The following is a 12,748-nucleotide window of genomic DNA, read 5'->3' as shown; positions in this document are numbered from 1 at the left end:
TGCGTGTCTCCGGTTTTCACACAGAATCTATCCACCAACTTCACAAGCCTCAAGCGGCGGTGAAGGGAAAAGTGCAAACCCTAGGTGGTGAAAGCGCGCCAATTTTGTGAAGCTTGTGAAGATGCCACCGCACGTCGAAACCGCCATCCCCGCCGGCCGCAAGCTGTTTGTCGGCGCCCGCCTGCGCCGCCTGCGTGAGCAGCGCGCCCTGAGCCAGCAGCAGCTGGCGCAGCGGCTGGGCCTGTCGCTCAGCTACGTCAGCCAGATCGAGAACGACCAGCGGCCGGTGACGGCGGCGGTGCAGCTCAAGCTGGCCGAGGTGTTCGGCGCCGAGGCAGCGCAGTTCGCCGAGCATGAACAGCACCGCCTGCTGGCCGAGCTGGACGGCGCGCTGAACGACCGCCGCCTGCTGGCCACGCCGCTGCCGGCGCCGCAGCTGGCCCGCCTGGTGGCGCAGGCGCCTGAGCTGGTGCAGGCCTTTCTGGAGCTGCACCAGCGCCACCTGCGGCTGCAGGAAGAGCATGCGCAAACCATCGACCGCTTTTATGGCGAGCTGGGCGGCGACCACCTGCGCGGCCCCATCGCGCCGCCGCCGCACGAGGCGGTGCGCGAGCACTTCAACCGGCTGGAGAACTACGTCGATGCGCTGGACCGTGCGGCCGAGGACCTGGCCGCGCGGCTGGCGCTGCAGCCCGGCCAGCGCGCCGGCGCGCTGCGGGCGCTGCTGCAGCAGCACTGCGGCATCGAGGTGGTGGCCGCGCCCGGCATGGGCGCCGACGGCAGCCTGCGCCGCTACGAGCGTGCCCGCCGCCGGCTGCACGTGCCCGCGCAGCTGACCGATGCCCAGCAGGCCTACCAGATGGCCACCCAGTACGCGCTGGTGGCCTGCCGCGAAGCCATCGACACCGTGGTGGCCGCCGCCAGCTTTGCCGATGCCGACACCCGCGCGCTGGCGGTGCAGGGCCTGGCGCACTACTTCGCGGGCGCCTTGATGCTGCCCTACCGCGCCTTCCTGGCGCAGGCGCGGGCGCTGCGCTACGACATCGAGTTGCTGGCCCAGCAGTTCCAGGTGAGCTTCGAGACCGTGTGCCACCGGCTGAGCACGCTGCAGCGCCCCGGCGAGCGGGGCGTGCCGGTGTACTTCGTGCGGGTGGACCAGGCCGGCAACATCAGCAAGCGGCAAAGCGCCACCGCCTTCCACTTCGCGCGCCATGGCGGCGCCTGCCCGCTGTGGCAGGTGCATGAGGCTTTCACCCAGCCCGGCCGCATCCTCACCCAGGTGGCCGAGATGCCCGATGGCACCCGCTTTTTCGGCATCGCCCGCACCATCGAACGCGGTGGCGGCGGTTACCAGGCACGGCGCAAGCTGTTTGCGGTGGGCCTGGGCTGCGAGCTGGCCCATGCGCACGAGCTGGTGTATGCCGACGGCCTGAACCTGGCGGCGCCGCAGCCGGTGGTGCCCATCGGCCCCGGCTGCCGCGTGTGCCCGCGGGCCGACTGCGTGCAACGCGCCTTTCCGCCGGCCGGCAAGCCGCTGGTGGTGGAGTCGGACAGCGAATCGCTGGTGTCGTACCGGTTCCGCCGATAAACGCAGAACAAGCGCCCGGAAATGGCGTTTTGCCGGGGCCTGCTGTTACACGTTGTGAAGTACAACCACGGCATGGCATGGCGTGGGTTGCGCGGTTGGCTGGCGGTCGGCGTGTTCGGCGTTGCACTGGGGTGCCAGGCCGAGGACGTTCCGCGCCTGCGCCTCAATGGCTTTGGCACCGTGGGCGTGGTGCATGTGCAGGCGCCGCAGGGCTGGGGGTTCCGCCGTTCGCACGACCAGCCACGGGTGGACGAAGCGCTGCGCGCCGACGTCGACAGCCGCCTGGGCGTGCAGGCCAACTACGAGCTGACGCCGCAGCTGGAAGCGGTGGGCCAGCTGCTGCTGGCACGCCAGCTCCAGCCGCAGCCCCTGCAGCTGGCCTTCCTGGCCTGGCGGCCCGAGCCGGGTCTGACGGTGCGGCTGGGCCGCACGAACAACGGCATCTACCAGTACTCCGACTCGCGCAACATCGGGTTCAGCTATCCCTGGGCGCGGCCCAACAACGAAACCAATGCCTCGCTGCCGCTGTACACGCTCGATGGCATCGATGCCACCTGGCAGTGGCAGCAGGCGGAGTCGTTCTGGTCGCTGCACACCTACCTGGGGCGGTCGCGCTCCACGCTGCCTTCGGCCACCGGCGGGCGCGTCACCTACGACGTGCAGCGGCTGGCCGGGGCCACGCTCAAGCACACGCGCGGCGGGCTGGAGCTGCGCGGCACCCTGGCGGTGGCGCGCGCCCAGATCCAGACCGACGAGCGCACGCTGCAGGCGGTGGCCACGCTCGACCAGCTCGGTCGCCTGCCCGGGCTGGCCAACACCCCCACCGGCGCCGACCTGCGCGACCTGCACGACACCGCGGTCGAAGCCCTGAAGACAGGCAACGTCACCTACCTGAGCCTGGGCGCCATCTACGACGATGGCGGGCCCTGGGTGGCGGCGATGGAGGCCATCGGATCGACCTCCGGGCGCAGCTACGGCGATGTGCGGCTGGGCTTCGCCAGCTTGGGCCACCGTTTCGGCGCGGTCACGCCCTTCGTGGCGGTGGGCACCGGGCGCTTCACCGGGCGCTTTGCCTCCCGCGCCGACTGGGGCCCGGACCTGATGTCCGCGCTGGGTCCGCAGATGGCGGGCATGACGATGCTGCTGATGTCCCAGATGGACCGCAACCTCAAGGGGGCGACCATGGACCAGCACTCGCTGTCGCTGGGCCTGCGCTGGGACCTGCATCCGCGTGCGGCCCTCAAGCTGCAGCACGACCGCTACTGGGTGGCGCGGCGGGGCAGCCTGACCTGGACCGACGCCGAGCCGCGTGCCGCGCGCCCGGGCGTGACCAGCCTGTCGGTCGATTTCGTGTTCTGACCGCCATGCGCTGCCGACCTCGTCATCGTTGGTTGCTGCTGGGTGCGGCCTGGCTGTTGGCCCTGGCCGCGCGGGCCGACGTCTATGTGGTGGTGCATGCGGCCAATCCGGTGCGCAGCCTCAGCCACAAGGAGCTGGTGGACCTGTACATGGGGCGCAGCCGCGTCTTCCCGCATGGGGATCTGGCCCTGCCCTTCGACCTGGCGCGCGACAGCGCGCTGCGCGAGCGCTTCTACCGCGGGCTCACCGGCATGTCGCTGGCGCAGGTCAACAGCTACTGGTCGCGCCTGATGTTCACCGGCCAGACCCTGCCGCCCGCGGCGCTGCAGACCGAGGCCGAGGTGATGGCCATCGTCAAGCGCAACAGCAATGCCATCGGTTACCTGGGCACCGAGCCCGCCGACCGCGGCCTGCGGGTGGTGCTGGTGCTGCGGGAGGACCCGTGACCCTACCGCCGCCGTCGCTGCCGCACCGCGGCCTGCAACGGCGGCTGCTGGGCTGGTTCGTGGCCGGTGCCTTGCCGGTGGTGCTGGTGGCCGGCGGCTTCGCCTACCACCTGGAAGACCGGCGCAGCGACAGCGAAACCCGCCGCACCCTGCAAGACCTGGTGAGCGCGGTGGAACGCACGGTGCAGATCGGGGCCTACTCCAACGACACCGTGCTGCTGGGCGAAGTGGCCGGCGGGCTGGTGCACCACCCGCGGCTGCAGCGCGTGCTGGTGCAGGCGGCCGATGGCCAGGTGCTGGTGGACCTATCGCGCCCGGTGGCAGCGGCCGGCGCCGCGGCCGCCCCGCCGCTGCAGATCAGCCATCTGCTGGCGTCGCCCTTTGATGCACGGGAAGTCATCGGGCGCATCGAACTCACCGCCGATCCCCAGGCGCGGCAGCGCGCCGCCCGCGAGGGCGCGCTGCGCCTGGCGGCGGCGCTGATGGCGCAAACCCTGCTGGTGGCCGTGCTGCTGTATGCGGTGGTGGCGCGGTTGGTGTCGGGGCCCATCGTGCGCATCGCCGAAGCCTTGCGCGGCATGTCGCCCGGCACCGCGGCGCGGCTGCCGGTGCCCGCCGGCCACCAGCGCGACGAACTGGGCCAGCTGGTGGGCGGCGCCAATGCGCTGCTGCAGGCCAGCGAGCAGGCCCTGGTGCGCGAGCGTGCGCTGCGCGCCGAGATCGAGGCGATGGAGGCGCAATACCGGCAGATCTTCGACAGCTCCAGCGCCGGCATCTTCGTGCTCACGCCCGAAGGGCGGCTCGTCAACAGCAACCCCACGGCGCTGCGCGTGGTGGGCTGGCCCGCGCACGGCGAGCCGCCGCTGCGCGAGGCCGACTTCCTGCAGGCGGTGTTCGCGCAGCCCCAGCAGATGCGGGCCATGATCGACCGGGCGATGGCCGAGGGCCGCACGCTGGCCGCCGACCTGGAGCTGCAGCCGCGCGACCAGGCGCCGCGCTGGGTGCATTGCCTGGTGTCGCCGCAGCGGGCCGCCGGCGCGGCGCAAGACCTGGCCAGCCCGACGCTGGTGGAAGCGGTGATGTACGACGTGACCGAGCGCATCCGCGGCGAACACGCCGCGCGCCGCCAGGCTGAACTGGACCCGCTGACCGGGCTGCTCAACCGCGCCGGCTTCCTGCGCTTCGTCGAGCCGCTGCTGGCCCGCGCCCCGGCGTCGCTGCCGCTGGCCCTGCTGTACATCGACCTGGACGGCTTCAAGCGCGTGAACGACGAGCTGGGCCATGCCGCCGGCGACCAGGTGCTGCTGGCCTGCGCCTTGCGCATGAAGCACCTGGTGCGCCGCGGCAGCGACAGCGTGGCCCGGCTGGGCGGCGACGAGTTCGTGGTGGTGGCCGACGGCCTGGCCCCCGACGACCCGGCACTGGCGCGGCTGAGCGCGCAGCTGCTGCACAGCCTGTGCGAGCCGGTGAGCATGCCCGAAGGCCGGCAGGCCCGGCTGGGCGCCAGCATCGGCATCGCGGTGTCGCCGCACCATGGCCTTGCGCTGGAAACGCTGCTGGCTGCGGCCGATGCGGCGATGTACGAGGTCAAGCGCACCGGCAAGAACAGCTTTGCGATGGCCGGCAGGCAGTAACACCCGCTTGCCAAGCTAGGGGGTGCCGGCGCCGATGGGCTGCCTACACTGCGCCGCCATGTTTGCGATGCGCACCGAAGACGGCCTGCCGCTGCACCTGCGTCGATGGTCCGCTTCGGCGCCGGCCCGCGGCACGGTGCTGCTGGTGCACGGCCTGGGCGAACACATCGGCCGCTACGACGGGCTGGCCCATGAACTCAACCGCCAGGGCTGGCATGTGATGGGCTACGACCAGCGCGGCCATGGCGCTTCGGGCGGTGCCCGTGGCCACGTGGCCGCGCCGCACAGCCTGCTGGCCGACCTGGGCCTGCTGGTGGACCATGTGCGCGCCCAGCTGCCCGGCCCGCTGGTGCTGCTGGGCCACAGCCTGGGCGGCGTGGTGGCCGCCCGCTATGCGGCCGAGGCGCTGATGCCGCGGCCCGCGCCGTGGTGCCGGCCGGTCGACGGCCTGGTGCTGTCGTCGCCCGCGCTGGACGCCGGCCTCAACGGCCTGCTGCGCGGCGTGCTGCGGGTGATGGTGAGCTTGCGGCCCGACCAGCCGCTGCACAACGGCCTGCGGGCCGACTGGCTCAGCCGCGACCCGGCCGCCGTGGCCGCCTACCGCGCCGACCCGCTGGTGCACGACCGCGTGACGCCGCGGCTGGTGCGCTTCATGGTCGATGCCGGCCTGCTGGTGCGGCTGCAGGCGCCGCGCTGGCAGCTGCCCACGCTGCTGCTGTATGCCGGTGAAGACCGCTGCGTCGATCCGCAAGGCAGCGCCGAGTTCGCGGCCCGCGCGCCCGAGCGCTGGGTCAGCAGCCGCTGCTTCGCCCATTGCCAGCACGAGATCTTCAATGAACCGGGCGCCGATGGCCGGGCGGTGGCCGAGGCGCTGCAACGCGGCCTGCAGTCGCTGCAGCGCCAGTGGCAGCCGGCCCGGCCCGAGACGCCGCAAGGTGCTTTGCGCCCGGCCTAAACTGGTCTGCATCCGCCATCCGCCCAACCCAGCGCCGAAGGACCCCGCCATGAATGCCCGCGACCCGAACCTGCCCCTGCAACCGGATGAATCCACGGCCCTGGGCGAATTCGCCGCCCGCATGTGGGACGAGGAGATCGTGCCGGCGGTCACCCGCTACATCGGCATCCCGTGCAAGAGCCCGATGTTCGACGCCGACTGGCAGAAGAACGGCCACATCGAGCAGGTGATGCGCGAGGCCGCCGAGTGGGTGGAAAGCCGCCGCGTGCCGGGCCTGACGCTGGAGATCGTGCGCATCGAAGGCCGCACGCCGGTCATCTTTTTCGAGGCGCCCGCCACCAAGGCCGGCAGCACCGACACCATCGTGCTCTACGGCCACCTGGACAAGCAGCCCGAATTCAGCGGCTGGCGCAACGACCTGGGCCCGTGGACGCCCAAGTACGAAGACGGCCTGCTGTACGGCCGCGGCGGCGCCGACGACGGTTATGCCGTGTACGCCTCGCTCACCGCCATCATGGCGCTGGACCGCCAGGGCATCCCTCGGCCGCGCTGCGTCGGCATCATCGAAGCCTGCGAAGAAAGCGGCTCCTTCGACCTGCCGGCCTACCTCGAGGTGCTGCGCCCGCGCCTGGGCGACGTGGGCCTGGTGGTGTGTCTGGACTCCGGCGCCGGCAACTACGAGCAGCTGTGGCTGACCACCAGCCTGCGCGGCATGGTCAGCGGCGTGCTGAAGGTGGAGGTGCTGACCGAAGGCGTGCACTCGGGCGACGCCAGCGGCCTGGTGCCGTCGAGCTTCCGCATCTTGCGCCAAGTGCTCGACCGGCTGGAAGACAGCCGCACCGGCGAGCTGCTGCCGCAGAGCTTCCATTGCGAGATCCCGGCTTCGCGCATCGAGCAGGCCAAGGCCACCGCCGCCATCCTGAAGGACGAGGTGTGGAAGCGCTTCCCCTGGGCCTGCGGCGCCGAAGGCAGCCCCACGCTGCCCACCACCACCGAGCCGGTGCAGGCGCTGCTCAACCGCACCTGGAAGCCGACGCTGTCGGTGGTGGGCGTGGACGGCTTCCCCGAACTCAAGAACGCCGGCAACGTGCTGCGGCCCTACACCGCCTTCAAGCTCAGCCTGCGGCTGCCGCCGCTGGTGGACGGCAACGAAGCGGCGCTCAAGCTCAAGGCCCTGCTGGAAGACAACGCGCCCTACAACGCCAAGGTCACCTTCCAGCCCGATGGTCGCGCCGGCGCTTACGGCGCCAACGGCTGGAACGCGCCCGAGCTGTCGCCCTGGCTGTACGAGGCGCTCAACAGCGCTTCGCTGGCGCAGTTCAATGCGCCGGTCGGCTTCGTGGGGCAGGGCGGCACCATCCCTTTGATGAGCATGCTGCAGCAGGGCTTCCCCAAGGCCCAGATGATGGTGTGCGGCGTGCTGGGCCCCAAGAGCAACGCCCACGGCCCGAACGAGTTCCTGCATGTGCCGTATGGCAAGAAGCTCACGGCGGCGGTAGCGCAGGTGATGGCGGCCTGCCCCTGAGCGCTGCGGTCACTTCAGCAGTTCTCGCGCTGCCTGAGGTGCAGCGAAGCTGGTGCCGTTCACGCGCACCACGGCTCCTGATCGATTGCCAGCGACACAGATGCCGGGCAGCCCGCGGTACATATCGGTAGGTGCAAGGTGGTCCACGTCTTTGCGTGACGGATCGCCATGCGGACCTGCCGATGGTCCCCGCGCGCTATACGGGCTCAGGCAGTTCAAGTCCTTGTCGCGCCAGAACCTGCTGCCAACAACGACGAGGCCGGATGAGGTGGCTGCCGTGGCAAGCCCGTTTAGCGTGGTCGCACGCCGGATCGGCGATCGCGGTGGGTCACAGTCCTGCTCTGCCTCTCGGCGCCAACGATCAGGTGCATAGCCTTCGTACTGGCTGATGAACCTAGCTTGGCGGCCCCGCACCAGTGCCCCGGGGTTCGTCTGGTTGCGACTGATGAACAGGTCGACCGGCGGCATGCATGGGTGACGCGTCCGCACGGTGATGGTCCATACGCCGTGGGCGGCGCGGGGTGCCCTGCCGCCGGTTTCCGTGGGGCCGATGTAAATCAAGGCCATGCTCGACGTGCTGTCGCTCAACGGGTTGGGAAAAACGATGGCGGCCAGATGGCTGGAGCCTACACATAGGCTCGCCTGCTTACCAGCCTTGACCATTTGCAAGGCCTTGGCGCTATGTGCGTCCTTGGCGTCATGTGGACCTGTGAGACAGAGCCCGAGGTCCCCAGCATGTCCGGCAGGCACCCGCACCGTGATCCACGTTGGCGTTTCGCTGGCGGGAGGAACCTGCAACCGAACTTCGGTCGCCCTTTCCGCTTGCAGCCCGTCCAGTCGGGCATGCGTCTCCTCGTCGCGAGCGTTGCCGGCAGCCACCACGATATGCAATTCCCGACCCCGCCGCCGCTGCTCCTGGATGAGGTCCAGCATGGCGGTTTCCAGCAGTGAGCTCCCGTCGTGGGTGCTGCGGCTGGTTCCATTGCTGATATTGACGACGATGCGGCGCGTCTGCGGGCCCGCACAGCTGCAGATGTATCGCAGCCCGTCCAGCAGCCAGCGCCCGAGACCACCGCTCGAAGAATCCTGAACACTGTCGCGCGGCAGTTCGACGAACACGATGTCGGCCTTGCTGGCTGCATCGTCGGCCGGCTTCCATGAGGGAGGGCTGTCACTCGATTGCGGCAGCCGTACATGCAGCGGACGGCTGCCCGCCAAGAGATCCAGCACGGCGGCACCGTGCGACATGCGGCGGCGCAAATTGTTCAGGCCAGCGCGGGAATAGCAGAGATCCTCGTTCACGCCATGCCCGGCTGCACTATCGGCCATCCATGCATCCATGCTTTCTCGGTGCACTTCGGTGCCATATCCGAAGTCGGCCGGGCACTGCCCCTTTGCGCCAAAGACCGCAGCTTCGTCTTGGTTCCACAGTGCCATCACCCGTGTACCGCCGCCTGGCCGGCGCAGATTGGCATGGGCGAACGGGCATCCACTGTCGATGATGCCAATGAGGTCCGCGCCTGCCTGTGGCCGCTGGGCCTGCTGGCCCGTGGTTGGGTGGGGCGGGCGGGGCCCGGGCGGGCCGGGTCGCTGCGGGATCACGGGCAGCTGCAGCTCGAACCGGTGCAGCATTCGGCCGGCTCGGCCTGCATGTATGGCGCTCAAGTAGTCCGGCGTGAAGTGAGCAGTGCAGAAGGCGGTGGAATGCCCGGGTGTGCGCGGGTAGGCAGGGGTGATCCAGCCTCCGCCCGCTCGGGCAATCTCCTGAGCCAGCTTTGCAATGCCCTGCGGCTTCTTCAGCTCGCACAGCACGGGTACGTGCGCCGGAAGCAGATCCCCGCGCCGCAAGAAGTCTTGACACAAGGTGCCGTCAGCCAGCAGCAGCAAGGGGTCTGCGCCGGCCCGTGTCACGTCACCGCCCCAGGCGCCTGGTGGCAGGGGTTGCCATGCGGGCGCTTTCATGCGTACACCAGCCCAAGCCCGCGGCACTCTTCAAGCGCCTGCACCCACAATGCGTTCATCAGGGCAGAGCGAGCCTTGGGCTGGAAGTCATGGCCGTCGTTGTCCTTCGGACGGCCAAACTCGTAGTAGTGATCCTTGCCTGAAGCACTCACCGGAGGAGACAGTGGCTGGGCGAATGGATCGAAGTCCGTGTCTTCCGGAAATCTTGTGCCGTCGAAGCGGCCCGCTCGCCAGGCCGGTACCCCTGAGCTTGGTTCGGAGTCCGGTCCGCGGCCGCCGCAGACGAAGCAGAAGTACTCACCAAGCACAGTGCCCAGCAGCCTCCCGGCCACGTTGTCGACCGGAAAGTGCACACCGGCGATGACGCGATTGGTGGCAATCCGTGCGGCCAGCCGGTGCAGCTGGGCGTTGAAGGTGCGGTAGCCTGTCCCGGTCTTCATGGTGTTGAGCAGGGCCTTGAGCACCTCGGCCACCACATAGGCCTGCGTGCAGTGGCCACTGGGCAGTGAGCCATGACCCGGGGTGGTCAGCATCGGCTGCACCTGCGCCGAGTAATCGCAAGGCCGCCAGCACGCCAGCTCGTGCTTGAACTTCATCTCGATGTAAATGGCGAACTGCACGGCCGCATCCAGCAGCTCACGGGTGTGGCGCAGGCGGTCGGCCTGGATGGGGACCAGCGCGTTCCAGAAGGCATGGTGCTGCTCGATCTGCGCGAGGATCTCCGAGGTTCGCTCCTCGCGAAGTTCCGCGTAAGACAGGACAAGGCTGATCTGCGAGGCAAACACGTTGGTCGGTGGCCTGACGAGCGTGACGCCATCGACGAAGTCTTCGAGACCGTCGTCCAGGAACTGGGCCGTGACATGGCCCGGAACGTTCGGGTGCAGCCGAAACCGCACCCGGCTCACCAGTTCCTGGGCCACCAGGTACGTGCGCACCCATGGGTCCCAGCGGTAAAGCCGGCGGTCGAGATCTGGGAACGGGTCGCCCATTTCCCACGGCGGGATGCGCTCTTCCACATCGATCACCGCACCGCGGGTGCGCGTCAGCGCCTCGCAGAACAGTGTGTTGGCGAACTGATCCGCGTACACCGAGCCGCCTGCGGACCCACCAGCCGACCCCCCGGCCGATCCGCCTGCAGACCCTCCCGCCGACCCGCCGGCGGATCCGCCCGCCGAGCCGCCAAGCAAACCCGATTGCAAAGCCATGTCGATGCTCCCCTGTTGTGCGTGTCAGGGCGGCAGGCCAGCGGCCCGCAACGCCATGCTGTAGCGCTCGCGTGTGGAGGCGGCCGCGCCTCGCGGAGCGCCGCTCATGTAGGTGCGAAGACTGAAATCCGGATCGAGTGCCACCACCCGCGCACCCAGTTCACGGGCCAGCGCCAGTTCGCCTCGCTCCACCCGTGCGATGGCAAGCGCGCGAAGTGTCGGCAGATGATTGCGATTGAGCCGCAAGGAGCGCTCTGCCAACATCACCGCGTCGTCCAGGAGACCCGCCGCCAATGCTGCACTGGCGGCAAGCCCATCGAAGTACGGCCGCATCGGGTCCAGCGGTGACAGCGAGATGGCGCGCCGCGCGCTGTTCCACGCCCGCTCGCCATCGCCGCGGAAGCCGTCCACCACGCACTGAAACAGCCAGGCGAGGGGTTCATTGGGCTTGATGGCCAGCGCGTGGTCCAGGCGTGACTGCGCCCCGGCAAGGTCTTTGAGCAGATGACAATGGACAAACCCTTCCACCGCAGGTGCCAGGGCATTTTCGGCATCACATTCCGCCGCGCGGCGCGTGTGATCCAGCGCATGCCGCGCCTCTGCCGCTGTGTCGTCGCACAGGCCGCGCGTCACCCGCAGGACGCGCCATTGCGCCAGCAGGGCCCACGGCTGCGCGGCTCGTGGCCGGCGGCCCACGAGGTGTTGCAGGACCTCGCCTGCACGTTCAAAGTCACGCGGCGGCGATCGGTGCATCAGCGACATGCCGGACAGCAGCAGAGAGAAGTCCTGCAGCGACGGCAGTGGCGTATTCACGGCATGGCGAAGGCTGCGCTCCAGAATCGCGCGCACAGCTTGCCAGGCGATCTCACGGGTCACCGGGTCATCGGGAGACAGGAGTTCTTCCTCACTCGACTCGATCCGGTCGGCCCACAGGACTTCGCCAGTGGCCGCGATGGTGAGTTCCGCGGTTATCAGGCGCCGGCTACCGACTGCCAGACAACGGCCGGCAAGCAGGTGGTCGCAACCCAGTAGTTCGCCGATCTTGCCGCTGCTGAGCGATCTCGTCGCCAGTGCCGACGATGACAGCCTGGAGATGACACGCAGGCTGTCGCTGCGAGACAGGTGCGCGATCACGCTGTCCGCAATCAACTCACCCATGGGTGAGTCGGCGGTCAAACCGCCGAACGGCATCACCGCTACGCTCGCCAGGGCACCGTCGAGCCGATCGACGGGCCAGGCACGGGACTGGATCATGCCCGGGTGCAGCGAGCCGGCATGAACCCTGATGGCATGCACTGGCTCGTCGATGTGTTTGAGATAAACCTCTCCAAGGTCTTCGAACACCGCGTCCAGACCGTCGACGCACTCGTCGCGTGCTTCCGGGGAAATGGTGATGTCGCCCGGTCGACTCAGCTCGGCCAAGCGGGCAGCCAGGTTGACCCCGGAGCCGTAGATGTCCAGCTCGTCCACGATCACCTCGGCCACATGCAAGCCCATACGCAGCGCGAAGGCCACTGGGTCTTGCGCTCCGCCGCGGTGACGTTCGACGAAATCGCGCAGGGCCAGCCCAGCAGCCAATGCTGCGTGCGCATCCCTGAAATCCAGCAGCATGCCGTCACCCAGACTTTTGACCAGCCGGCCGCCGTGTGCAGGTAGCAGTTCCACTTGCACTTCCCGGGCGAAACGGCGCCAGCGGCCTATGAACGCATCCTCGTGCAAGCGCATGAGCCGTACAGACTCAACCACATCCACGACCAGGATCGCGCGACGCCTGCGTCGTGGTGCTTGGTCGAGTGGCATGACAGTCATGGTGCTGCATCGTGGCGCGGTCTCCGGGAGCCGGCATCCCCATTTCGACGGATGACCTGCCGCCGATAAACTGTCCCTTTCAAAGAACAAGACTGCCAATGGAGACAAGTTCGCAGGAAGATGGAGTGGCGCCCGTCAAAGTCCCTCTCGCCCTCGAAGACTGGTGCGCCGTGATCCTCATGGCCGCGCTGGTGCTCATCACCTTCGCCAACGTGGTGGTGCGCTACTTCAGCAACCAGTCCTTCGCCTGGACCGAGGAGATCTC

At 69.0% G+C, this 12,748-nt stretch carries 9 protein-coding genes; 6 read left to right on the top strand and 3 right to left on the bottom strand.

The annotated features are described in order from the left end of the window. The first annotated feature begins 121 nt into the window (after positions 1-121). The 6 genes from ABNT58_RS22305 to ABNT58_RS22280 are packed head-to-tail and all read left to right on the top strand — an operon-like array spanning position 122 to position 7,507. Positions 122-1,588, top strand: a complete 1,467-nt coding sequence (locus tag ABNT58_RS22305; protein WP_348755600.1) for a short-chain fatty acyl-CoA regulator family protein — start codon at positions 122-124, stop codon at positions 1,586-1,588. A 54-nt stretch (positions 1,589-1,642) separates the two neighbouring features. Then, entirely contained in the window at positions 1,643-2,947 is a 1,305-nt protein-coding gene (locus ABNT58_RS22300) for a hypothetical protein (RefSeq protein WP_348755599.1), read from the top strand. A gap of 5 nt (positions 2,948-2,952) precedes the next feature. After that, entirely contained in the window at positions 2,953-3,393 is a 441-nt protein-coding gene (locus ABNT58_RS22295) for a hypothetical protein (protein ID WP_348755598.1), read from the top strand. Continuing rightward, entirely contained in the window at positions 3,390-5,027 is a 1,638-nt protein-coding gene (locus ABNT58_RS22290; RefSeq protein ID WP_348755597.1) for a diguanylate cyclase, read from the top strand. The genes ABNT58_RS22295 and ABNT58_RS22290 overlap by 4 nt, the downstream gene beginning before the upstream one ends. A gap of 58 nt (positions 5,028-5,085) precedes the next feature. Continuing rightward, positions 5,086-5,982, top strand: a complete 897-nt coding sequence (locus tag ABNT58_RS22285; protein ID WP_348755596.1) for a lysophospholipase — start codon at positions 5,086-5,088, stop codon at positions 5,980-5,982. Between the two features lie 49 nt (positions 5,983-6,031). After that, on the top strand, positions 6,032-7,507 hold the full coding sequence (locus ABNT58_RS22280) for a M20 family metallopeptidase (RefSeq protein WP_348755595.1): 1,476 nt from the start codon (positions 6,032-6,034) through the stop codon (positions 7,505-7,507). Positions 7,508-7,516: 9 nt separating this feature from the next. Here ABNT58_RS22280 and ABNT58_RS22275 read toward each other — a convergent pair whose 3' ends face one another. From ABNT58_RS22275 to ABNT58_RS22265, 3 genes are all read right to left on the bottom strand, one after another. Continuing rightward, positions 7,517-9,394 carry a S8 family serine peptidase gene (locus tag ABNT58_RS22275; protein WP_348755594.1) on the bottom strand — a complete coding sequence of 626 codons (1,878 nt, stop codon included), beginning with the start codon at positions 9,392-9,394 and terminating at the stop codon, positions 7,517-7,519. Positions 9,395-9,465: 71 nt separating this feature from the next. After that, entirely contained in the window at positions 9,466-10,674 is a 1,209-nt protein-coding gene (locus ABNT58_RS22270; protein ID WP_348755593.1) for a phosphatase PAP2 family protein, read from the bottom strand. A 24-nt stretch (positions 10,675-10,698) separates the two neighbouring features. Next, positions 10,699-12,474: an adenylate/guanylate cyclase domain-containing protein gene (locus ABNT58_RS22265; RefSeq protein ID WP_348755592.1), complete on the bottom strand. Its 1,776-nt coding sequence runs from the start codon at positions 12,472-12,474 to the stop codon at positions 10,699-10,701. Positions 12,475-12,748 lie beyond the last annotated feature (274 nt).

This window comes from uncultured Aquincola sp., assembly GCF_964001545.1.
Classification (GTDB): domain Bacteria; phylum Pseudomonadota; class Gammaproteobacteria; order Burkholderiales; family Burkholderiaceae_C; genus Aquincola.
This window is presented reverse-complemented; position numbering and strand designations above follow the sequence as displayed.